The sequence below is a fragment of the Vibrio sp. B1ASS3 genome (genome assembly GCF_905175355.1).
Classification (GTDB): Bacteria; Pseudomonadota; Gammaproteobacteria; order Enterobacterales; family Vibrionaceae; genus Vibrio; species Vibrio owensii.
Genome location: NZ_HG992742.1, coordinates 663419 through 686839 on the forward strand (window position 1 = coordinate 663419; position 23421 = coordinate 686839).

At 41.5% G+C, this 23421-nt stretch carries 16 protein-coding genes, 1 tRNA gene and 2 pseudogenes; 11 read left to right on the forward strand and 8 right to left on the reverse strand.

The window, feature by feature from the left end; all coding sequences use genetic code 11:
• Positions 1–20: 20 nt before the first annotated feature.
• Genes KJB05_RS03185 through KJB05_RS03200 form a run of 4 tightly spaced genes read right to left on the reverse strand, consistent with a single transcriptional unit; the run spans position 21 to position 3685 of the window.
• Positions 21–560: a hypothetical protein gene (locus KJB05_RS03185; RefSeq protein WP_191686351.1), complete on the reverse strand. Its 540-nt coding sequence runs from the start codon at positions 558–560 to the stop codon at positions 21–23.
• Positions 561–620: 60 nt separating this feature from the next.
• The gene (locus KJB05_RS03190) at positions 621–1316 is read right to left on the reverse strand and encodes a DUF2628 domain-containing protein (RefSeq protein ID WP_244142980.1); all 696 of its coding nucleotides are present in this window, start codon (positions 1314–1316) and stop codon (positions 621–623) included.
• Between the two features lie 34 nt (positions 1317–1350).
• Positions 1351–1830, reverse strand: a complete 480-nt coding sequence (locus KJB05_RS03195; RefSeq protein WP_042770331.1) for a DUF1240 domain-containing protein — start codon at positions 1828–1830, stop codon at positions 1351–1353.
• Positions 1811–3685, reverse strand: coding sequence for a LysM peptidoglycan-binding domain-containing protein (locus tag KJB05_RS03200; protein ID WP_052036773.1), 1875 nt, complete (start codon positions 3683–3685; stop codon positions 1811–1813). The genes KJB05_RS03195 and KJB05_RS03200 overlap by 20 nt, the downstream gene beginning before the upstream one ends.
• A gap of 242 nt (positions 3686–3927) precedes the next feature.
• On the opposite strand from KJB05_RS03200, the gene KJB05_RS03205 reads away from it, so the two are divergent.
• Positions 3928–4551 carry a recombinase family protein gene (locus tag KJB05_RS03205; RefSeq protein ID WP_241739714.1) on the forward strand — a complete coding sequence of 208 codons (624 nt, stop codon included), beginning with the start codon at positions 3928–3930 and terminating at the stop codon, positions 4549–4551.
• Positions 4552–4705: 154 nt separating this feature from the next.
• Here the strand turns inward: KJB05_RS03205 and KJB05_RS03210 are convergent.
• A tRNA-Gly gene (locus KJB05_RS03210) sits at positions 4706–4776 on the reverse strand.
• A gap of 603 nt (positions 4777–5379) precedes the next feature.
• On the opposite strand from KJB05_RS03210, the gene tssI reads away from it, so the two are divergent.
• From tssI to KJB05_RS03225, 3 genes are read left to right on the forward strand one after another with little or no spacing between them, the layout of a single operon-like run.
• Complete coding sequence (gene tssI, locus KJB05_RS03215; protein WP_208444999.1) at positions 5380–7638, forward strand: type VI secretion system tip protein VgrG; 2259 nt, start codon at positions 5380–5382, stop codon at positions 7636–7638.
• Positions 7620–8207, forward strand: a complete 588-nt coding sequence (locus tag KJB05_RS03220; protein ID WP_208445000.1) for a DUF4123 domain-containing protein — start codon at positions 7620–7622, stop codon at positions 8205–8207. Before tssI ends, KJB05_RS03220 begins: the two co-directional genes overlap by 19 nt.
• Positions 8207–10747, forward strand: a complete 2541-nt coding sequence (locus KJB05_RS03225) for a LysM domain-containing protein (protein WP_208445001.1) — start codon at positions 8207–8209, stop codon at positions 10745–10747. Before KJB05_RS03220 ends, KJB05_RS03225 begins: the two co-directional genes overlap by 1 nt.
• Before the next feature lie 52 nt (positions 10748–10799).
• Here KJB05_RS03225 and KJB05_RS03230 read toward each other — a convergent pair whose 3' ends face one another.
• Both KJB05_RS03230 and KJB05_RS03235 read right to left on the reverse strand, forming a co-directional pair.
• Positions 10800–11864, reverse strand: a complete 1065-nt coding sequence (locus KJB05_RS03230; protein WP_208445002.1) for an SUMF1/EgtB/PvdO family nonheme iron enzyme — start codon at positions 11862–11864, stop codon at positions 10800–10802.
• A gap of 542 nt (positions 11865–12406) precedes the next feature.
• Positions 12407–12844: a DUF2787 family protein gene (locus KJB05_RS03235; RefSeq protein WP_208445003.1), complete on the reverse strand. Its 438-nt coding sequence runs from the start codon at positions 12842–12844 to the stop codon at positions 12407–12409.
• 492 nt (positions 12845–13336) lie between these two features.
• Here KJB05_RS03235 and KJB05_RS03240 point away from each other — a divergent pair, with 492 nt between their 5' ends.
• Genes KJB05_RS03240 through KJB05_RS03255 form a run of 4 tightly spaced genes read left to right on the forward strand, consistent with a single transcriptional unit; the run spans position 13337 to position 20606 of the window.
• A complete protein-coding gene (locus tag KJB05_RS03240; protein WP_208445004.1) occupies positions 13337–16423 on the forward strand; it encodes a type I restriction endonuclease subunit R in 3087 nt (1028 codons plus the stop codon).
• The gene (locus KJB05_RS03245) at positions 16416–17741 is read left to right on the forward strand and encodes a restriction endonuclease subunit S (RefSeq protein ID WP_208445005.1); all 1326 of its coding nucleotides are present in this window, start codon (positions 16416–16418) and stop codon (positions 17739–17741) included. Before KJB05_RS03240 ends, KJB05_RS03245 begins: the two co-directional genes overlap by 8 nt.
• Positions 17738–18949, forward strand: coding sequence for an AAA family ATPase (locus KJB05_RS03250; protein ID WP_208445006.1), 1212 nt, complete (start codon positions 17738–17740; stop codon positions 18947–18949). The genes KJB05_RS03245 and KJB05_RS03250 overlap by 4 nt, the downstream gene beginning before the upstream one ends.
• Positions 18950–18965: 16 nt before the next feature.
• Positions 18966–20606: a type I restriction-modification system subunit M gene (locus KJB05_RS03255; protein WP_208445007.1), complete on the forward strand. Its 1641-nt coding sequence runs from the start codon at positions 18966–18968 to the stop codon at positions 20604–20606.
• 77 nt (positions 20607–20683) lie between these two features.
• Here the strand turns inward: KJB05_RS03255 and KJB05_RS28505 are convergent.
• Positions 20684–20881 (reverse strand): annotated as a pseudogene (locus KJB05_RS28505) (integrase); the annotation flags it as partial.
• A 396-nt stretch (positions 20882–21277) separates the two neighbouring features.
• Here KJB05_RS28505 and pncC point away from each other — a divergent pair.
• The 3 genes and pseudogenes from pncC (at position 21278) to recA (KJB05_RS03270) (ending at position 23393) form a co-directional block, all read left to right on the forward strand.
• On the forward strand, positions 21278–21760 hold the full coding sequence (gene pncC / locus KJB05_RS03260) for a nicotinamide-nucleotide amidase (protein ID WP_208445008.1): 483 nt from the start codon (positions 21278–21280) through the stop codon (positions 21758–21760).
• Between the two features lie 179 nt (positions 21761–21939).
• A pseudogene (gene recA / locus KJB05_RS03265) lies at positions 21940–22152 on the forward strand (recombinase RecA); the annotation flags it as partial.
• Between the two features lie 188 nt (positions 22153–22340).
• Positions 22341–23393, forward strand: coding sequence for a recombinase RecA (recA, locus tag KJB05_RS03270; protein WP_208445009.1), 1053 nt, complete (start codon positions 22341–22343; stop codon positions 23391–23393).
• Positions 23394–23421 lie beyond the last annotated feature (28 nt).

Sequence of the window (23421 nt, forward strand, 5' to 3'; positions counted from 1 at the left end):
CACGCAGCTTGCGAAGCCTTTTAACTCGCAAAGCTCCAAATACAAGCCGCGATGTAGAAGGCTAAGCTGACATAGCCAAGCCCTTTTAACGCTAAATCATAGAGGTGCTCGTTATTCCTCTTATCGTAGTGATCCACGACAATAATGATACAGGCGATAGCAAGCATCACAAAAGAGCCAAATAAAACATAAAGAGAATCACCGACAAAAGTAATGCCATGCCCTCGTTTGGAAGGTAAGTAAATTTCTCCGTGGTTAATACCAAACAAACCATAGAGCACTAACCCAGCCGCAATCGATAGAAAGAGAATCCGAATATTTTTGGGGATAACATTCGGCTTATAAGGTTTACTTTTCTTAATAAACTCATATTCACCATTTCGTTTGTTTAGAAAGGACTTCTTCACAAACAGCTTCATGATGAACTCTTCTTCCTGTGACGTGTAGTACCCCGTATTCAGCTTTGAAAACATTGCCTTAGCAACTTCAGGGCTTATATCTTCTTTACCCTGATACAATATCTTCCGTTGCTCAAGGTGAAAGTAAAGGCGATTCAGCATCTGCTTATATTACCTAGTCATTTTAAGTCTGAATATCGTCGTCACCGAGTCAAGTCGGAGTTACTGATTGCAAATGACATCTCGACCATAGCTATCAACTTCTTCTTGAGTGGCAAACATCACGAATGAGCCACAAGGAATACGTAGAGCATTTGGATCATCATATGCCGCATAAGTTGAGTATGTATGCGTAGCAGTGTAGTAAATTGAACCACCCCAGATTGTTGCACACAGAGCTAGAAACCAAAGAACACTTGATTTATTTCGCCACCGCGCTGGAATCCAATCCCATAGTTGCTCGCTATGGAATGTTTTTCGATACAGGTCATAGTTAGCCCACTGGGAGCACAAGCACGCTGATAAACTCCAAAAAACCACATCAGGAATGACGACACCACTGACAAACTCAATTCCTGCTAGAGCAGCTATCCAAAGCATAGATAAAGAAAGAATTACCAAGCCTTTTAGATGCATACGCTTATAAAAGTAGTATATAAAACCACCAAAAAACGCAGCAAAATTAGAAATAAAAGAGATACGTTCTTTAAAAGACAATGCCCTATATGCTTCACTCTTCAGAATCAAAGCATGGCTGAGTTCATCTGCCCCTAGATTTTTCAATAGATGAAAACGGCGCTTCCACTTATTACTAACATCTAGGTCATCAATTGCATTTATACTATCTTGCAAACTATAAAACCTTTCTCGAATTAAACACCAAGCGTTGTTCACGCCAAAAATAAGGCTCAGCGTCACCGTGAACCTTCTCTGAGTAAGAACTCTTTCCTACCTAAAACTTTTCACACTGGCTGACATCTAGAACGTAGTCTCGAAGTAAATTCTTTTTGTAGCCGATCTTTTTCGGGCAAAGCACATAGCCGTTATCAGGAATGATCTTGTGAAGTAAGATGATGTTAGACACGAAGGAAAAACCACCGCCGATGATTGCTACTATAAGAAAAAACTTCTTTATATTTCGCAGAGTAAAATAACGCATTTTCATTGGCTGCGGAGTTAACGTTATTTCAGCTTGTTTATACCAAACGTATGTAATTAAAGGTAAAGATAACAGCGTGGTTATGCCAAGAATAGAACCAGACACTCCAAAGATTATTGACATAAAATATAGCGGATCAGCAACTAATTCCGATGAAGGATTAAAAATTTGTACAACATAAAATTGCCAATAAACCCACCAAGTAATAACCGAAATTGCGAATGCAGTTAAAACAAAAGCGATACAACCTATTTTATTCGCCATCGAATTCATCAACGACAGCCTCCACTAGTCTTTTCTCAAAATCAGTCTCTTTATCAATAAACCATACCCCAAAAGCAGAGAAAGCAAGGATACTTAAAGATACGGGAACCGTTACAGGAAGTGATAACAATCCTGCTCCAAATGCGACGATTTTACCCAAAACTAAAGCAGTACCAGCAACACTTACCGCATGAACCAAAAGCTTAGCTTCATCAACACCTAATTCTCTTAGTGTATAGTCATCGGTTAATAGATATTTAAGACCATTGATCCCTGAGCCAAGAAGAAATTCGGCTGGGGCGTAAGTTTTCACGTAACGGGTCATGCCTTTAACTGAATCAAGAGCACCCATTCCCATTTTCACCACTTGAGGGTTATCGGCACGGAAGACGCCACCATGCAAAATTGTCTGTTTAAACTTATCGTAATTATTTAAATAGAGATACTCGACACCATCGATGTTTTTGACAATAGCGGTCACACCCAAGCCACCAAGTGCTTTGGCAGTTTCTCTGGCATTATATAACCCTGTTAGCGAGTCTTTGACGGTCTTAACATCACCATTGAAGTCCCAAATCTCAAACAGTTTTTTCCACTCTTCAGGCGTAAAGATCGCGATCTCTGCTGTCTGGCTGCGATAAATCACCTCTATCTGTTTTTCACCTTCTTTAGCAAGGAAGTTATAGGCAGGCCAATACGTGTGAGTGGCGTTGATAACAGGAGTGTTAGCCGACACGCTTTGATCTTGGGAAATATTAACCAACTTATCATTGATGGTCGTATGTTGATATTTTCCCCATACATCACCTAAAGAATGGGCTTTTTCAATGGTTTTTATCGGATGTGGTTGATCCGATATGCTGCATTGTTCTGGTGCTTGCCACTCCCTTACTTGAAGTTTATCGCCGACTTTTAGCGATAATGGGTCTTGTTCATAAAGAGGATTTAGTGTCAGTAGTTCCTTGGGAGCAAGTCCATACTGAGCTGCAATATCTGTCCAAGTTTCGCTTTGCCCTGTATCAACGTGAGTCTTAACTGTGTGAGTTGGGGCTGACTTTTCTTTAAAGTCGCTTTGTGACTCAGTATCTTTTGGACGCTCCAGAAGATCTGTTTGTCGAATAGAAACGAGCTGTTCAATATCTAATGTAACTGCGTTCTCTTCAAGCCATGCATGGTTAATATTTGCTAGCTCTTCAGATGTCAGTTTTTCAGTTCTAAAAAGAATATGTTGAGGTGGCAGCGATTTCTCTTCTAGCTTATAAGGCAATAAAATAGAAGTGTAATGATGGTCAGATAATAGTTCATCAGACAAAAAGAGGGCTTTTGAACGAGTCAGATAAAAAGACCAACGATCATCACCCGCCACTTTGTATTCTTTGGCTAATACTCCATCAAGGAAGTGGTAATAGTAACCATGTGTAGCCCAAGCTAAGCCGCTTTCTGAAACTTGCACCATTAACTTAACAGGGATGTACTCAGCATGTATATGTGATGAGTTAATAGGCTTCGGTGTGATAGTTTGCTGAGTAATATGACCAGCATCAACAAATACATCATGAAGTAAGCTCTTTTCTTCATTGGATAAGCACTTAGCCGAAAGTAACACCTCACTCTCTTGCGTTGCTTTTTTAGTCCAACTCATGACTTTAGGCTCGTTCGATGTTTTAGCCAAAGACCAAACTCCCACCTGAAGCTGATTTAGTTCTTCAAGTGTACAAAGTATTTTAATATTACACTCATGGGTAGGTGTTGGCTCTGGTGTGTCTTTTACCCGTTCTGTCGATGGCGTGTATTGAGGGACATCATCCAAAACAGGTTTATAGCCTGCGCCTCTAATTCTTACCTGATCGAGTGGTTTCTTCATGCTTCGCTGCCTGATAACTTCCTAACACTCCAACATACTGGTTTTACGAGAAAATTAGAATAGTCATATTCACCAATTAGTTAGGCAAAAGGCATTTAACATTAGCGTTGTTCAATAAAGGTTCTCAGTATGATGATCATTACGGTACTTTCTGAGGTGAACCACATTTTCTTACCTATCAGATAGGTATGAGCCAAAGACAGGATGTCATTCCACTATCATTTAGAGATTGATAAACCTATATGATAGATTTATCTTATAACTATGTTAATGATAGAGGTATGTGCATTATGGCGATATACGGATATGCAAGGGTTAGTACCTTAGAGCAGAACCTTGAACAGCAGATAGCGTTGCTTAAATCGACAGGTTTTAACTTCGACAAAATCTTTAGTGAGAAAGTCAGTGCTAAAAATACAACTGACCGAGAGCAGTGGCAAAGGCTGATGGATTCACTAAAGCCTCAAGATCAGATTGTCACTCAATCAATCGACAGACTGGGTCGTTGCACTCGTGATGTGCTCGACTTAATTGATAGATGCAAATCTGACGGGATCAAAATTTTCATTGCCGACTTAGGAAGTATCGACATCACCAGTGCGACTGGTCAATTAGTTGTCACCACTCTTTCAGCCGTTGCCCAAATGCAACGTGAGCAAATGCTAGAAAAGCAGTTCATTGGCATAGAGAGAGCAAAGGCAGAAGGAAAATACAAAGGTAAACAACAAACTCAATCGACGATAAACAAATGCATAGAAGCGTTGAAGTATGTTGAAAAAGGGATGAGTAAGGAGAAAGCAGCGAAGGCTGCTGGGATAGGAATTGCCACACTTTACCGCTATATCAAACAAACCAATCGCGGATAGCGACAGGAGTGCCAACCGTTCACCCGAAGCAAACTTTAGGTAACAGTGTAGAGCATGACTTCAAATACAGCATCACACGAGATATGACTATATTTCTAGTATTGATAGGGAGAGAGTAGTAGCTGATCGAGCTAAAAGGAAAAAGTGTACTCTGAGCGCGTAGCGAGAATCGAACTCGCAGCATCAGCTTGGAAGGCTGAGGTATTACCATTATACGATACGCGCTCAGAGTACACTCATAAATCTGGAGTGACTAATCAAATTGTCTATGCTCTAGAGTAGAGCATAAAGTAAGGTCATTTTCAAACTAAAAGTAAATATACTTTAGCTTGCCTTACTTGCGGTGTCCTTCAAGCCCAATAAGATAAGCAATTCACTCACTCACCTGTTAGTTAAAGTATGATTTTGGGTCTACATTTATCGAACCCGCATCATCAGCTTGGAAGGCTGAGGTAATAGCCATTATACGATGTACGCGATGCTAATGTATCTTCCTTGAAGAACAATGTGGTGTCTAGTGCTTTTTACGTTCGATGCCTTTTTGTTGCTTCAGATGTCTCGCTACAAAGATTTAATGTGAATAACTTCTCATAATGAGAGCAAGCGAAAATTAAGTCGCCGCTCTTATCACTAATGCATCCTTTCTTTATTGAATGCCGACAATCAATATAAGTCTGTGTTTAGATAAATAGCCTCTTTGAAAGGGCGTTTATCCTGTCAGTTCGTCACGATGCCCTTGCTGCATTACCTTGATACAGTTTGACTATTTAACGTGTGGCGGTGAACCCTTTTCCGCTCATTTCCTCGTTGTCATAAGAGCCGAATGGTATGGTTAATGATGTAAATTTCACCTTTGATGTTTCTGGGTTCTCCGGTGCATTTAAAGTCGAAAGCTTTCGAATAACAGAGACAGTCTCTTCTCCCTTTGAAATAAACCTGACGGTATTGTCCGATGATGATGCCATTACATTTGATATGTTAAGCCGAAAAATGGGTGTTCTGAGCTTGTTTGGACAAGGTACGGGAAAGGCTCGCCAGTTTAACGGCAGTATCTCTGAGCTCCGCTATTTAGGCTCTGGCCGCCGCTTTTCGCGCTATCATATAACCTTGGTCCCACACCTTTGGTTTCTCACTCAGCGCCAAGACTGTCGAATCTTCCAGATGCAAACTGCGCCCGACATCCTTCGTCAGGTTTTTGATGATGCGGGAATGAGCGATTACCGCTTTGAGTTGTCGGCGCAATACGAAGCGAAAGAGTACGTTCTTCAATACCGTGAGAACGACCAGCATTTTGTACAGCGACTAATGGCAGAGCACGGCCTTTGGTATTATTTCGAGCATAACGAGGCTGGACATACCATGGTCATCGTCGATAGCAACGATGCGATTCCTGAACTCATCAGTTCACCCACTAATGCTTCTTACCTAGGACCTGTGATTTATCATGCCCAAGGTGGTGGCACGCCAGGTCGAGAACACATCTTCGACCTCGAACAAACGCATCTTACTCGCACTGGCATCGTCAGCTACGGCGATTACAATTATCTCACGCCAAAAATTCCGCAAGGCAAAAGTGCAGATGAGGGGCCGAACTTCGATTTGCAGCGCTACGACTATCTTGGTCGTTACACAACGCCAGAATTAGGTCAGAAGCGTGCAACAGAGTGGATGTCCGAATACACGGTGGACAGCCATCAGATTGAAGCTGCGAGCGATATCATGCGTCTTACCTCAGGTTATAGCTTCGATATCAGCCAGCACCCTCGTTCAAACATCAACCGTGATTACCTCATGTTGACGGTGATGCACACGGGCTTTAACCCTCGTGTGCACGAAGAAGAATCGAGCGATGAGCCTACAACTTATCACAATCAGTTTGTCTGCTTACCACGAGACGTGACATTCCGTGCACCTAAAATGGCGTCACCTGTCGTTGATGGTCCTCAAACCGCGGTTGTAGTTGGTCCTGCGGGTGAAGAAATCTACACCGATGAATATGGGCGCATTAAAGTTCAGTTCCATTGGGACCGCTATGCGCAAAGTGATGAGCATAGTTCATGTTGGCTACGTGTTAGTCAATCAATGGCAGCACCCAACTGGGGAGCAGTCTATCTACCTCGCATTGGGCATGAAGTGATTGTGACCTTCCTAGAGGGTGACCCAGACCGCCCGTTAGTGACGGGCGCGGTGTACAACGGTTTACATACGCCGCCATACCCATTACCAGAAAACAAAACGCGCACCGTGTTCAGAACCCAAAGCCATAAGGCCGAAGGTTACAACGAAATGTACTTTGAGGATGAGAGTGACCAAGAAGAGGTTCACTTCCGTGCTCAAAAAGACATGAAGACCAAAGTGCTCAATAACCGTTACCGAGATATCGGTAATGATGAAGAGTTAAAAGTCGGCAACAACCAAGAAAACAACATCTTAGGCGACCGCAAAGAAGTCATTGATGGGCATAAAACCTCCATCACTAAGCAGACCTTTATGGAACGAGTTGAGAAAGATGTTCACGTTACTTACAACGCCAACGAATCCGAGAAAATCGCCAACAACCGAGATTTGTACATCGATGAAAATCGTCAGACCTTGATTGGTAAAGACGATTCATTGGATGTAGGTCAAGACCAAAATACGGTCATCAAGGCATCACGTTCTATCGATGTGGGCGCAGACGACACGCACAGTGTCGGTAATCACCTCAGTGTTGAAGTCAACGGCAATACCTCTATCCGCTCTGATGGTGAAACAGCGGTGGTCTCTGCGGATGAAATCAAGGTGCAAGTCGGTGCATCCAGCTTAGTGCTAAAGAGCAGCGGTAATATTCATTTAAACGGCACCTCAATCACGATTGACGGTGCAAGTAACGTTACCGCTACGGGCGGCAAGGTAGACATCAATCCAGGCGGCGCGGCAAACAGCAACAGCAGCGTTTCTACAAGGAGGCCAAAGAAGCCATCGCTGGCGATGAAAGCGATGCCTGTGATGTCACCAGCGGCGTATGCCGGATTAGTTGAAGACGGCACGTTACTGCAAGAAATTTGTGATTGTGGGAGTGGAAGAACATGCCAACTGCACAGCTAAACCCAGAATGGGACATTCAACTTAACGAGCCGCTATTTCCATCCGCTGATGAAAAGCTTTATGTGCTGCTTGAACCTACGTTGTGGTCGGACTGGGAGGAAACCCTATCGGAAGGCGAAAGTGTTCCACTTTTTGCCAACACTCGATTCGCTGCCTTGGGTAATGGGCCGGTATTGGCGGAGGTTGTCAGTAAACAAACACTCGAAAGCGTTAAAAGCCACCTAGAAGTGACGCCTTCAGGTTCTCTTCTCTTTACCCCTAGCTCGATGGATATGGCGAGAGTGGCCGAGTCCTTAAGCCGACGCCTTGTCGTGCAGCATGGTAAGACACAAGCGATGATGCGTTTTTATGAGCCTCGCAAACTGGTCTCACTCATCGGGTCAATGACAACCCATCAAAGGCAGCAGTTTTTTCCATCGTTGACTCGTATCCAATGGTTTGACCGCGACTGGCTGGACGCCTCATGGCACACACCAGAGCAGAGCACGCCATCCATTTGGGATTTAACGCCGCCGCAAATCCAACTCATGAACTTAATCTCAGCCCATTGGCAAGGAGTAAACTCCTAATGAGCCAAACTTACACCATCAAATCCGGTGACACATTGCTACAAATTGCGATTGAGCAAGAGGTGGACTTCACGACATTGCTTGAGCTGAATCCTCAATATCAAGCGAACCCTGATTTTATTCGTATCGGTGAGGCGCTTACCTTGCCGGATGAATCGGCGATTGAACCTGTTGAGCCTACCTACCCAGTAGAACCTGTTTCAGCGATGCGTCCGTGCTCTAACGACGGCACATTGTTTGCGCCTCCGCTGTGTAAGAAGGGAGAGAGTGTTTATGATGTCGTCTTTATTACAGGCGATGGTCCACTGGAATATTATTTATTAGACGAGAAAGCCAGCAACCAGCTAGAGCATGAAGCAAAGGAAACCGACCGCTTAGTCGAAAGCTATAAAGCGTTGCTAAGCTCTGCCCCTAGCGATAAAGAGGCGACCCGAGAAGCACTTGAGCAACATACCTTGAAGAGAACTGCGTGGTTTGAAGATGCAATGCACGCGGGGATTTTCGGTGATAACAGCCGCCCGTTTAGCCCAGCTTCACAACGTGCCGCCGCCATGAGAGCGGCGCAGCCCAAGCCAAACCCGAACCTCGATTTAACTCAAGACAGACTCACTTCACTGCAACAGCGAAAAGCTTTTGTAGAGCAATACCGCTACCGTTGGCTTGAAGAAACCTCGATGGAAACACTGAGAAAAGAAACCCTTCGTCAGTTAGACCGTCAAATTGATGAATTCAAAAAGCTAGAAACGAAAGCAAAACCCAAAGAAGAAAGCCCAACCAAACTTGGCATTGATGCGAACAATTTCACCAATGATAAAACTCAGCTTGTGACACAAAAGGCCAAGCGCCATGTTGTTGAAGCCTACTCCATCAACCAAGGTCGTTACGTGTACCTTCGTCACGCCTTTTTTGAACGAGAAAAGCCACGTTGGAGCCAGTCTTACCATCACAGTAATGCCCACGCGGCGCTCAAGCGAGGGGACTTAAATCGTCTGAGTCAGGAGATTGCTAAAGACATCAAAGAGAGCACCAAAGAGTTTAAGGTCGAAGCGAAGTTTGCCGAATGGAAAGCAGACGGCGGTAAATTCCACGAATGGAAGTCCACTCAGAAATACTTAACGGAAAGTGGTAAAACACGATTTGCGATTAGCCCAGAAGCACAGTTGCTCCGCTGGGGCGCTCAAGCCAGTGTCGCGACCGTGTTTGAACCCACGAACGGGCGAGTCGACATCGGTATTGGCGCAGAGGCCAGTGTATCGCTCGCAGAAGCCAAAGTCGAAGCCAATCTTTACCTTCCGTACGAGAAAGGTTGGCACATCCGACTCACTTACCTCGATGCAAATAAAAAAACGGCGACTCATTCATTTGGTCGCTTCCGTTTTGTCGGCAAAGTTGCAATTGGCTGCTTTACTGGTGCAATGGCGGAAGGCAGAGCAAGCGTTGCAACGGGCGGGCGTCAACAAAGCAGAGAGGTCAATGAATATGGCGAGAGCGTTGGCGTCATGTATTCACCGAAAGTGAACCTTGCCCAAGGCGCTAAAGGTGACGTCGGTTTTAAGGTGCAAGGGTTTGCGGGAATGCAGGCCAATGGTCAGTTAGTGGGTGGCGTTGAGTGGCTACCACCTAAAAATGCCTCTTCTTCAACAGATGAGGAAGGTACTCAAAAGGAAAGCAAAGAGGCTGAGTTTCAAGCATTAGCTGAAGTCAAACCAGAGGGTAATATTGCGTTTGGTGTGGGCGTCAACGCCGAGTTTCAACTGGCTCTGGAGGGCGGTAAGTTTTATGTCAAATGCTCAGGTCAGATTGTTTGTGGTTTTGGTGCTGGCGGTGGCTTTGGCGCGATGCTAGACACGACCCAGCTTTGGGCACTGACCAAAATTATTTTACAAGGGTTGCAGTACGTTGATTATCGGTTTTTGAATAATATTGACCGCAGAGCATATGAATACTTGGTTAACTCAACACTGGTTGCATTTGCTAGAGGTTTGGTTACAGATCCTTCACAAACCTTTGAAAAGGTATTAATTAACGGTGAGAGGCAGGTGATGATATGGAGAGATGAATTTAACAAAGTACGTGATCGGCAGAAAAAAGCGATGATTCTTGCCACTCGTATTCTTGATGAATCGACCTTGTCAGGTGTGCCATTTGAGCAACTGCTACCTGAAGCCATTGGGATTATGCTAGATGTATTGGTTGAAGAGTTTTTGTTTAGCTTTAATGAGCAACAAGAGAGTGCGATACATAAATTGCTATGTAAAAGCACTTACAGCTGGCATAAGTTTGAAGAGATTTTGCAACGCATGAACCCAGATGGGCGTGCTATTGCTGGTGAGAAAGCGATGTTTGATAACCTTGCGCGCATTAATGCGATTTTGGACAATATCCAGCAGCATGACTTTAACTTGTGGGTGACGCAGTTGGCAGAGAAAAATAAACTGGATGCTACCAACACGCCTTATACACCGCTAAGCGGTGAGGCGCTTGCACGCAAGAAAGCCCAAATTACCGCGCCTAGTGATGAACATCTGCCGTATCGATGAACCTAACAAGCGAGGAAATCGGTCGTTGTGACCGATTTCTTCTTTCGCATCATTACTTGGCTGGCGAGGCTTGCTGAAGTGCACAACGAAAGCTCACTGATGGAAAATACCACTCTAAGACTGGTATATCATGGATACGTGAAAAGACCATAGTGGTTCCCGCCGCATCACGAAGCACTTTTTCTGTACCCGACTCGGGACCTTGCGGATTATGCTCTGGTGAGACAAGATAATAATCTTTGGCATACCAATCATTTACCCACTCACTTATTTGGTTCGACATGCCTGCTACACCTAATGGGTTGGGCGGGTACGCGTCCACATCTTTGATACTTACAGCTGCATTCACCTCTTCATCCGTGTATTTAATATAACGATTAGATACAGGGTCAAAGTAATGGTCACCTTGGAGTTGTGCATAACCATTGTTGGTTGCGAAATATACCTTTTGTCCACGACTTCTTGCGGCATATTCCCATTGTGCTTCTGTTGGCAGATCAAATGGCAATGCGCTGACATCACCTAGCCATTGACAATAGTCTTTCGCTTCTTGCCATTTCTTTGCAGATGCCGCAGTATTTTGCCCGTCCTCCATTGCATACACATAACGTTCAGAATCTCGTTCAATAGTTGCGCGGTCAGATGAACCATTATAAAAGTCTTTCGCTACTGGTAATCCATTGATCCATCGCATCCACTCCATATCGACAAAGCGCGTTTCAAATTTTGCAATCGAGTATGAGTCTAATGTTACTTTGTGCAGGTTATAAGCACCCGTTTCTCCGGTGCTTGGGGAGCTAAAGCACTGCACATCCGGTGACCAATCCATTCGACTTGGTGTGCCGCTTGGAATTTCGCATGGCGCACCAAAGTCCCCCATCTCAAAACTTCCGCCTTCAACAAACACAAGTTCTTCAATTGCTCGAACTACGGTTTTTGCTGCTCTCAATTTTTGCTCTTGAGTTGCCTCTGGATAAAGCTTATTGATGTTCGACACAATCGTATCGATTTGCTTTTGAGATACGGTCTCGCTAGACACTGGGATTGCTGAACTCTCGCGATTGCATGCAACCAATAAGGGAAGCACACAAGCCATACCTAACCATCTGTTTTTCATTTGATATTCCTTTTACTTTATGAGCATATTTTACGCAAAAATAAAAGGCGAAAACAGTTTCAAAGGCACTGTATGACTAGTTATAACGACTTCGTTCCTGTTTTGGGGGGTACATTGTCTTAGAAGCTACTTTGTGGTCAAGCACACGAATACTCTAAAGACAAGGAGTATTCGGTGCCATCAAATAGCAACCTTAAACTGAACCAGATTATGATGGCTACCCAACAGTCGAACAATAAACTCTCACGCTCGTACCCTGCTAATTTGTAATGAAGGTCGTCTTTGGCGTTCATCGGCATGTTGATAGAGTGAATAACGATGGCTAGGGGAATAAGTCATAGCTTGCCCTCTAAGTAACATAGGGAAAGAGATTCACAGCGATGACATGTATTTGAAGTACAAAATTGGATGATAGCTAGGAGGGAGGTGGCGCGATGAGCGAATAAGTGCTTTATCGTGTGTTTATTGATAAGTTTAGAGTGAATAGCCATCGTTAAATACTTTTGCTATGTGCTAGCTGCGCGAGAGTTTACAAACGAATATTAGAGTATGACTTTAATTTCGTCATAGCTCCCCTCTCGGACATGCTTAATAAAGCTTTTCTCCCATATTCGATATAAGTCCTCCACTTTGGATGATTGGATACGCTGCCAACCAGCTTCAATAGTGAAATAGAGTTGGTGACTAAAATCGAAGTCAATATGACGTTTTATCTCTGGATACAGATTTCCTACATAAGCAAAATCAGTGATGTAAATGATCGTTACATTTACCTTATTGGTTATGTTTAGACCAACTTCAACTGGATGGGAACCGCCGTTTTCTACGCTATAGCTTTTATCACGAAAGCAGAGAGTCAAGCGCTTGCTGGTGGCTTCCCAACTATCTGAAGCAAGTAACGTTTGACAGTGTTCGCTTAATAGTTGTTGAAACTGCTTGGATACTGGTAATGAAACGGAAGTGAAGTTTAGTGTTGTCATGTGAGCTTCCTAAGAAAGAAATTCATCGTCAAAGTTATTGAAGGAGGGGATATTCTGTTTTGGATTGGTAACATCGGGAATTAACAGGCGAGGAATTAGAATGTTTACTTTGGAGAGTGTCTTGTGCATAAAAACTCCTAAAAATTAATTGGTTAAGGTATGCACGAAGGTAATATATATCTAAGTTTATTTTGTTTAGATGGACTAGTTATAAGCGTTGTTTGTGCTAGAGATTGGTGAAGCTAGAAGTGTGGCTTTCTCATTGAGAAACCTTGGGAATCACTAATTTCAATGATGAGCAAATAAACGATAGAAAAGGAAGAGCAGAGTGTGGCGTGCTTTACGGATTTTACGGTTAGTTTGTTCGTTAACCAGAGAGTGCTATTAGTCATTTCATTCGATTCATAGTTCGATGTGGTTAGGGTACAATGCCCATCAGTCGAGACCAGTCATTATGACGTATTTATTCATTTACGTATTTGGTAGCAAAAAATGATAACGAAAGAAGCTCAAATTGAACAAGCGCTCATAGATAAGTTGGGCGATCTAAAGTATTCGTACCGGAAAGATATCCGAACAGAGCGAGCTCTCAAGCAGAACTTTCGTGAAAAGTTTGAGGCGTTAAACTTCGTCAGCCTAACTGATAATGAATTTGAGCGCTTGTACCAAGACATCATTACAGCTGATGTTTTTGAAGCCGCTCAAATGCTGCGTGAACGTGGTTACTTTCAGCGTGAAGATGGCACGCCACTACATTACACCTTAGTGAACATTAGAGATTGGTGTAAAAATGAGTTTGAAGTCATTAACCAATTGCGCATGAACACAGATGATAGTAATCATCGTTACGATGTCATACTACTGATTAATGGTGTTCCGACGGTGCAGATTGAGCTGAAAGCCTACGACATTGTAACTCGTAGAGCCATGGAACAGATCGTTGATTACAAAAGCGATATTGGTAATGGCTACACCAATACGCTGATGTGCTTCATTCAAATGTTTATTGTCAGTAATGAGCACCATACTTATTACTTTGCTAACAACCGTAATGAGCATTTTAGCTTCAATGCTGATGAACGTTTTTTACCTGTTTATCAACTAGCTAATGAGAATAACCGCAAAATTTCGCATTTACATGACTTTGCCGATGCCTTCTTAGCGAAGTGTACTCTTGGGCAAATGATCAGTCGTTATATGGTGCTAGTTCAATCAGAACAAAAGCTATTGGTGATGCGTCCGTATCAAATCTATGCAGTGGAAGCTATTGTTGATTGTATTCATGAAGGGCGAGGAAATGGTTATATCTGGCATACCACAGGATCAGGTAAAACCCTAACTTCTTTTAAAGCATCAACGCTGCTTAAAGATAATCCTGACATTGAAAAATGCTTGTTCGTCGTAGATAGAAAAGACTTGGATCGCCAAACCCGAGAAGAATTTAATAAGTTTCAAGACGGCTGTGTGGAAGAGAACACCAATACAGAAACGTTAGTTCGTCGTATGCTGTCAGAAGACTATGCTGATAAAGTCATCGTTACAACGATCCAGAAACTCGGCTTAGCGTTAGATGAAAACAGCAAGCGTAACCAGAGTAAATTGAAAGAGGGTAAGAAAACTTTCAAAGAGCGATTAGAACCATTACGAGATAAGCGTATTGTTTTTATCTTTGATGAATGTCACCGCTCTCAGTTTGGTGAAAACCATAAAGCGATTAAAGAGTTTTTCCCTAAAGCACAATTGTTTGGCTTTACGGGTACTCCTATATTCAAGAAAAACTCAACGTATATTCAAATCGATGGCAATGTGGGTTCCTTTAAAACTACAGAGAGTATCTTTGAGCAAGAACTACACCATTATACGATTACTCATGCAATTGAAGACAAGAACGTTCTAAGTTTCCATATTGACTTTTTTGGCAAACATTCAGCGAACAAACAACTAGCAGACGTCAGCAATGATGAATCTGAAGTAACGGTGAAAAGAGTTACGCCTCCACCACGAGCTGTTGTTCAAGAAATATTAGAGAAACATGATGCTGTGACGAATCACCGCCGATTCAATGCCATTCTAGCAACGGCTTCTATCAACCATGCGATTGAATACTTCGAAGAGTTTAAGAGCCAGCAAGAGCTTAAAGCGTCAGAATCTGAAGACTATATTCCTTTAAATATTGCCTGTGTGTTTTCGCCACCAGCACAGCTTAGTGATAAGGACAAAGAAGATTCAGATTTAAATACACTCGCTCGAAATGTGAAAGATATCCAGCAATTACAGGAAGATTTACCACAAGAAAAAGCTGATAACGAAGTTGAGCCTGAGCGTAAGAAGCAAGCCCTGATCGATATTATTAATAGCTACAACCATCAATATTCAACGAATCATACTATTAATGAGTTTGACCTTTATTACCAAGACGTGCAGCAGCGGATTAAAGATCAGCAGTACGACAATGCTGACTATCCTCATAAAAACAAGATCGATATTGTCATCGTCGTTGATATGCTGTTGACAGGATTTGATTCCAAGTATCTGAATACTTTGTATGTGGATAAGAACTTAAAGCATCATGGATTGATTCAAGCATTTTCACGTACTAATCGTGTATTGAATGATAGTAAGCCTTGGGGGAATATTTTAGATTTCCGAGGTCAAGAAAAAGAAGTTAATGAAGCGATTAAACTTTTCTCTGGTGAAAAGGAAGAAGGCGCTGAGCTGGTTTGGTTGGTAGATCCTGCGCCTGTTGTCGTTGAAAAATACAAACAAGCAGTTGATAAGTTAGAAGCCTTTATGCAAAAGCAAGGTTTGGCATGTGAACCTTCGGAAGTGACCAATCTTCAAGGTGACGCGCAAAGGGCTTCTTTTATCAATCACTTTAAAGAAGTACAAAAATTTAAGAACCAACTAGAACAATACACAGAACTAGATGACGAACAGAAAGCTCAGGTTGCCGCGACATTACCAATTGATACCTTACGTGGCTTTAAAGGAGCGTATTTAGAAACAGCCAAAGACCTGAAACGCAAGCTAGATACGAATGAAGGGAAAGGAGACTTACCTGAAGAAGTCGAACAGCTAGAGTTTGAGTTTGTGTTGTTTGCATCTGCTTTAATAGATTACGACTACATCATGGGATTAATTGCTAAGTCGACTCAGGGAGCAAGTACGCAAAGCATGACTCGTCAACAGCTCATCGATTTAATTTGCTCGCAAGCAAATTTGATGTCTGAGCGCGATGAATTAATTGCTTATATACATAGTTTACCTTCAGGTGAAGCATTAGATGTGTCACAAATTCATGCCGGCTACCAAGCATTTAAAATGAAAAAGGCGACCAGTGAGCTCAATGATATGGCTATAAAACACGGTTTAGCTACAGAGAGCTTACAGGTATTTGTTGATGGGATTATGGGGCGAATGATTTTTGATGGTGAGAAGCTAGGGGATCTGTTGGAGCCACTAGATCTTAGCTGGAAAGAACGTACGAAGAAAGAGTTAGTATTAATGGAAGATTTGGTTCCTTATCTACATAAACTTGCCCAAGGGCGTGAAATATCTGGGTTAGCAGCTTATGAGTAAGTTAGAACCTAGAGATTTAGTGCCTGAATTACGCTTTACTGAGTTTAGAGAAAGTGAAGGATGGACTCAAAAAACAATAAAAGATATTTTTTCAATTTTCCAAGGATATGCTTTTTCTAGTACAGACAGTGTGGCTACAGGGACCAGGTGGCTGAAAATTGCTGATGTCGATATACAGAAAATGAACCACAATTCACCTTCTTTTTTACCAAAAGATTATGAAGGAGAGTATGGCAGATTCATAGTTAAAAAAGGTGACTATGTAATGGCTTTAACTCGTCCAATTCTAGGTGGAAAGTTGAAAGTAGCTTGTGTAGATGATGTGTTTGATGGGGCTTTATTAAATCAGCGTGTTGGTAAACTAGTCACGCAGGAGAATAGTACTTTCGTCTATTATCTAATCCAAACATCTCAATTGGTTAGTGATATAGAAAGAAGCATAGCTGGGAGTGAGCCACCTAACTTATCATCTCAGCAAATTAAAGATATTAAAACCTATATCCCATCAGATGAAAGAGAAATAAAAAAAGTAGCTGATTGTCTTTCTTCAATGGATGACTTGATTACTAAAAATACTCAAAAGCTAGAGTCGCTGAAACTACACAAAAAAGGCTTGATGCAGAAACTCTTTCCAGAAGAGGGAAAAAGTATACCTGAGTTTGTTTTTGCTTGTAATGTCAAATGGATAAAAAAAACATTTGAAGAGGTTTATTCTTTAAAGACTACAAATTCATTATCTAGAGATAAGCTTAATTACGATGAAGGCTTAGTTAAAAATATTCACTACGGTGATATTCATACTAAGTTTTCAACTCTGTTTGATATAACGAAAGAATATGTTCCATTTATTAGTGAAGAAATATCTCTGGATAAAATTAAACAAGAGTCTTATTGTCAAGAAGGTGATATGGTTTTTGCAGATGCTTCAGAAGATATAGATGATGTTGGTAAAAGTATTGAATTAATTAATATTAATGGAGAAAAGTTGCTTTCTGGACTTCATACAATATTGGCGAGACAAAAAGAAAGTTATTTAGTTAAAGGTTTTGGTGGGTATCTTTTTAAATCAGAAGCAATGAGAAAGCAAATTCAGAAAGAATCTCAAGGAGCTAAAGTTCTTGGTATATCATCAGGTCGCATATCCAAGATTGATGTTATCTACCCAATAGAACAAAGTGAGCAACAAAGAATAGTCGATTGTTTATCGTCTTTAGATAAATTGATAGATGCTCAAACAAAAAAAATTGAAGTATTGAACAAATATAAAAAAGGTTTAATGCAGAAGTTATTTCCAGAAATTAAGGAATTTATTGCATGAGCGAACTTGTTTATTCTGATCTTGGAAAAGTTTCTGAAAAATTTAGAGATGTCTTTGAAAATGGCGTTCCTAGAGGAAAAAAAACTCAAACAGTAAATCAGATACTAGTCTTTGCTTACAATGGTACTGGTAAAACTCGCTTATCGATGGCATTTAAAGAGCTAGGTAAAGACGTTATTTCGCGCCCTGCTAATGTTACGGACGATGTCACAACACCATTAGAGGTAGAGGAAGCAACAAGAGATACTCTTTATTTTAATGCTTTCACGGAAGATTTGTTTTCTTGGGATAACGATCTAGATAATGATCAACAACGAGTGCTAAAGATTAATCAAGATTCTCATTTTTTTGATGGCTTGCAAGAACTTGAAATGGAGAATCGTATTCGCCCTTTATTACAGCGTTATGCCGATTTTGACTTTCAAATTGATTATGCAAAGTGGACGGTTAATTTTAAACGAGAGATTCATAATGACGATGACTCACATGAAATTGTTGAACATATTAAAGTCTCTCGTGGTGAAGAAAATATTTTTGTTTGGTGTTTCTTTTTAGCAGTCGCGCAATTGGCTATTGACGGGCAAGAAGCTTATAGCTGGGTGAAGTATCTATATATAGATGATCCTATTTCTTCATTAGATGATCACAATGCTATTTCTGTTGCAAGTCATCTTTCTCAATTATTAAAATCAGCTAACGGTTCAATTAAAGCTGTAATTTCATCCCACCATGCGCTATTTTTTAATGTAATGTGGAATGAGTTGAATGAGAAAGGAAAATTACAGCCGTATTTTCTAAAACACGATAAAGATAATAAAAAATATTCTTTAAAATATACTAGAGACACGCCATTTTTCCATCATGTAGCATTGTTAGAACAACTTCACCAAGCTTCTGAATCTGGAAGTTTGTTTACCTATCATTTTACAATATTACGAAGTATATTGGAAAAAACGGCTACATTTCATGGTTTTAATAACTTTTCTGCTTGTATTAAAAAACAAGCTAACGACCCTGAAGGAATATTGCATGCTAGATTGGTTAATATTTTAAGTCATGGCAATTACTCTCTATTTGAGCCAATGGAAATGACAGAAGAAAATAAAGGCCATTTCAGGAATATTTTAAGCGATTTTATGGAAAATTATCGGTTTAACCCAGAGCTGTTTCCTGATTTAGTTGAACAAAAAACAGTAACAGAGCAATAAGTAGAGATATATTGAGATGACTCAAGAGCAATTAAACAAATTAGGTAAAACTCTGTGGGATATCGCGGACACTTTGCGTGGTGCAATGAATGCCGATGATTTCCGTGACTACATGCTGTCTTTTCTATTTTTACGTTACTTATCTGATAACTTTGAAGCCGCAGCTAAGAAAGAGTTAGGAAAAGACTACCTTGATTTACCTAAAGATGTACTTAGGGATCTAAAAATGTCTAACCCGTTGGAAGTGTGGTATGACGAAAACCCTGATGACATCTCGTTTTTTGAAACTCAAATGCGCCGTAAATTGCATTACATTATTAAACCTGAGCATTTATGGTCAAGTATCGCAGAGATGGCGAGGGTTCAAGATGATGAGTTGCTCAAAACGTTAGAAGAAGGGTTTAAGTACATTGAAAATGAAAGCTTCAATAGTAGCTTTCAAGGCTTGTTTTCTGAGATCAACTTAAACTCAGAAAAGTTAGGGAAAAAGCCATCAGATCGTAATGCAAAGCTATGTACTATTATCCAAAAGGTTTCTGAAGGTATTGCTCAGTTCTCTACTGATACTGATATTTTAGGGGATGCTTACGAATACCTTATTGGCGAGTTTGCTGCCAACGGCGGTAAAAAGGCTGGTGAATTTTATACCCCGCAACCAATTTCAACCATCCTCTCGGAAATTGTCACATTAGACAGCCAAGAACCTAAGATGGGTAAAAAGAAGAACTTAAATCGAGTATTGGATTTTACTTGTGGTTCCGGTTCTTTGCTATTGAATGTTCGCAAACATATCACGTCTGCTGGTGGCAGCATCGGTAAGATTTACGGGCAAGAAAAAAATATCACTACTTATAACTTAGCTCGCATGAACATGTTGCTTCATGGGGTAAAAGATACTGAATTTGATATTTTTCATGGTGATACGTTATTCAATGATTGGGACGTGCTTAATGAAAAGAATCCTGCTAAAAAGCTTAAGTTCGATGCTGTAGTTGCTAACCCACCATTTAGTTATCGATGGGAATCAGATAGAGCCGAGTTTAAGGAAGATTTTCGTTTCAAAAATCACGGTATAGCTCCTAAATCTGCTGCTGATTTTGCTTTTCTTTTACATGGTTTCCACTTTTTAAGTGATGAAGGCACGATGGCTATTATCTTGCCTCATGGTGTCTTGTTTAGAGGTGGCTCGGAGCAACGCATACGCAGTAAGTTATTAAAAGATGGGCACATTGACACTGTTATTGGTCTACCTTCGAATCTGTTCTTCTCAACAGGTATCCCTGTTTGCATTTTAGTGCTCAAAAAATGTAAGAAGTATGATGATGTTTTGTTTATCAACGCTAGTGATGAAGAGAACTTCGAAAAAGGTAAACGCCAGAATAAGCTTCGCCCAGAAGACATTCAAAAGATAGTCGATACGTATAGATTTAGAGATCAAGAGGAACGCTATTCTCGTCGAGTCTCAATGGAAGAGATCGAGAAGAATGATTTCAATTTAAATATCTCGCGATACGTAAGTACGGCTAAAGCTGAACCTAAAGTGAATTTAGAAGCGGAGCACCAGAAGTTAGTGAACATTGAGAAAGACATCAATGAGGCTTTAGACAAACATAACAGCTTCCTCAAAGAACTAGGTTTGCCTCCATTGCCTAGGTAGCAATAATTTTCAATCTATTACGGGCTGCATACACAATAAAGTGATGCAGCCTTTGTTTTTTCTGTCGTTAGTTAAATTTAAACAACCTTCAATTGCCTCATACCAGTTACTGAGAGACTGTCTTTGGCAGCCTCTCCTATATGCCCGCTCCACCAGCACATCATTGGTTTTCTGCGTTCTAGGTAGTCTGTACGGTTGTATGCACCGCGGACCTGATTATCATCGATGTGAGCTAAAGCAGCCTCAATCAAATCGGCTTCAAATCCTTGTTCATTATTGAGCTTTACATTTATTGGTTGTTCGACAAATTACCGAACAATTGTAATTTCTGCTTGTATTCAAAACTCGCTCGATTGGAAATTTAGGATTCTTTAATATCGATGCTTACTAACTATCATTTTCTCACGAGTCTCTAGGACTTTTGGCTAACTTGAGTGCTTTTGCCAGATTTCGGAATCGCCGATAATCCCGAGAAAAAGAAAGTGTAGCTAAAAGTGTAGTTTGTGATTTATTTGGGTTTTAACTATATGATTTGACAGGTTTTACACGCTAATGCATCAGGAGTATGTTTTTGTTCAGCTTTCACAGGTAAGTACTTTTGTTTATTTCCGTAGCGGCTTAGGATACGTGAATCCCTATCAAGTAAAAAGAGACAAAGGGCATTTTTGGCTATGGAAAGAGCAACAAAATTGAGTGCCGATCTAGGCGCATTATTGGCTAAGCATGGACATGTTTTAACCACCGCAGAATCATGCACGGGTGGTGGTGTTGCAACCGCTATTACTGACATTGCTGGTAGTTCAGCTTGGCTTGATCGCGCATTCGTCACTTACAGCAATGAAGCGAAAATGGAGATGCTTGGTGTACAGGCTTCAACGTTAGAAGCGCACGGTGCAGTGAGTGAACCAGTTGTGATTGAAATGGTGCAGGGCGCAATTAAAAACTCCAATGCCACCATCGGCGTATCCATCAGTGGTATTGCTGGGCCGGGAGGAGGCAGTGAAGAGAAACCTGTCGGAACGGTCTGTTTTGCTTTTGCTGATAATCAAAATTGGCAGCAAGTCGAAACCATGCATTTCACTGGTTACCGTGCGGAAGTTCGCAAAAAAGCGGTCGAGCATGCACTGACTCAATTGCATCAACATCTGATTTAGAATTTGTGAAATTGTTTTAGCCCAGCGTTGATAAGGGCTAGAGCAAATCACAGCTTTAGGTCAGTCAAATTTTTTTCATACAGGTATAGACACTGTATGAATCAACAGTATAATAACTTTCATTGCTGAGCAGTTCTTCTGCTTAAGAAAAATGAATTACTATTCGTCGCCCAAAGAAGATGAATAAATCGGAGAAAGTAATGGACGAGAACAAACAGAAAGCGCTCGCCGCTGCGCTAGGTCAAATTGAAAAGCAATTCGGTAAAGGCTCTATCATGCGCCTTGGTGATAACCGCGCAATGGACGTAGAAACCATCTCAACGGGTTCTCTTTCTCTTGATATCGCTTTGGGTGCTGGTGGTCTACCAATGGGTCGTATCGTAGAAATCTTTTAAAGTAAATCTGATTTTGGTTCGTGTTGACTAACTCATTTATTTTGCTAGGATAAATTAAATTATAACGAAATGATCCGGTTCATATCTTACCTATCTGCATGACTTGAGCCACTATGAAAAAAATACTACCGCTTTTAGTGAATATCAATTCACTAAAATGAATAAATAAAAGTAAAGGAATTCTAATGTCTGTAGACGAAAATAAGCAAAAAGCGCTTGCAGCCGCGCTAGGTCAAATTGAAAAGCAGTTTGGTAAAGGCTCAATCATGAGGTTGGGCGAAAACCGCACAATGGACGTTGAAACTATCTCAACAGGTTCGCTTTCACTGGATATTGCGTTGGGTGCAGGTGGTCTACCTATGGGCAGGATAACCGAGGTATATGGCCCAGAATCGAGCGGAAAAACAACGCTAACCCTTGAGCTTATTGCTGCCGCACAACGTCAAGGTAAGACATGTGCATTCATTGATGCGGAGCACGCATTAGACCCTATCTATGCGAGAAAGCTCGGTGTAGATATTGACAATCTACTTGTATCACAACCCGATACTGGCGAGCAAGCACTAGAAATTGTTGATGCATTAGCTCGCTCAGGTGCAGTAGATGTGCTTGTAGTCGACTCGGTAGCAGCACTGACTCCTAAGGCTGAAATTGAAGGTGAGATGGGTGATAGCCACATGGGTCTGCAAGCACGTATGCTGAGTCAGGCTATGCGCAAGATTACTGGTAACCTAAAGCAGTCTAACTGTATGTGTATCTTCATCAACCAAATCCGAATGAAGATAGGGGTCATGTTTGGCAACCCAGAAACAACAACTGGCGGTAACGCACTTAAATTCTACGCATCGGTTCGTCTTGATATCCGTCGTACTGGCGCAATCAAAGAAGGCGACGAAGTAGTTGGTAACGAAACTCGCATCAAAGTCGTTAAGAACAAAATTGCTGCACCATTTAAAGAAGCTAATACTCAAATCATGTATGGCCAAGGTTTTAACCGCGAAGGCGAACTGGTTGATTTGGGTGTGAAGCACAAGCTAGTTGAAAAAGCGGGTGCTTGGTACAGCTACAATGGTGACAAGATTGGCCAAGGTAAAGCGAATGCTTGTAAGTACCTGCGCGAAAACCCAGAAGTGGCAAAGACCATCGATACTAAACTTCGCGAGCTACTCTTGACTCCTGCTAAGCCTGAAGATGTTAGTGTTGATGAAAACGATGTTGCAGAGGACGATGCGTTCTAACTGACATACTTTCACATGGGGCGGTATT

Bases quoted from the DNA above. Each gene is read 5' to 3' on its own strand.
- KJB05_RS03185 (WP_191686351.1), bottom strand. From the start codon at position 560: ATGCTGAATCGCCTTTACTTTCACCTTGAGCAACGGAAGATATTGTAT.
- KJB05_RS03195 (WP_042770331.1), bottom strand. From the start codon at position 1,830: ATGAATTCGATGGCGAATAAAATAGGTTGTATCGCTTTTGTTTTAACT.
- KJB05_RS03200 (WP_052036773.1), bottom strand. From the start codon at position 3,685: ATGAAGAAACCACTCGATCAGGTAAGAATTAGAGGCGCAGGCTATAAA.
- KJB05_RS03205 (WP_241739714.1), top strand. From the start codon at position 3,928: ATGATAGATTTATCTTATAACTATGTTAATGATAGAGGTATGTGCATT.
- tssI (WP_208444999.1), top strand. From the start codon at position 5,380: ATGGTTAATGATGTAAATTTCACCTTTGATGTTTCTGGGTTCTCCGGT.
- KJB05_RS03220 (WP_208445000.1), top strand. From the start codon at position 7,620: ATGCCAACTGCACAGCTAAACCCAGAATGGGACATTCAACTTAACGAG.
- KJB05_RS03225 (WP_208445001.1), top strand. From the start codon at position 8,207: ATGAGCCAAACTTACACCATCAAATCCGGTGACACATTGCTACAAATT.
- KJB05_RS03230 (WP_208445002.1), bottom strand. From the start codon at position 11,864: ATGAAAAACAGATGGTTAGGTATGGCTTGTGTGCTTCCCTTATTGGTT.
- KJB05_RS03235 (WP_208445003.1), bottom strand. From the start codon at position 12,844: ATGACAACACTAAACTTCACTTCCGTTTCATTACCAGTATCCAAGCAG.
- KJB05_RS03240 (WP_208445004.1), top strand. From the start codon at position 13,337: ATGATAACGAAAGAAGCTCAAATTGAACAAGCGCTCATAGATAAGTTG.
- KJB05_RS03245 (WP_208445005.1), top strand. From the start codon at position 16,416: ATGAGTAAGTTAGAACCTAGAGATTTAGTGCCTGAATTACGCTTTACT.
- KJB05_RS03250 (WP_208445006.1), top strand. From the start codon at position 17,738: ATGAGCGAACTTGTTTATTCTGATCTTGGAAAAGTTTCTGAAAAATTT.
- KJB05_RS03255 (WP_208445007.1), top strand. From the start codon at position 18,966: ATGACTCAAGAGCAATTAAACAAATTAGGTAAAACTCTGTGGGATATC.
- pncC (WP_208445008.1), top strand. From the start codon at position 21,278: ATGGAAAGAGCAACAAAATTGAGTGCCGATCTAGGCGCATTATTGGCT.
- recA (WP_208445009.1), top strand. From the start codon at position 22,341: ATGTCTGTAGACGAAAATAAGCAAAAAGCGCTTGCAGCCGCGCTAGGT.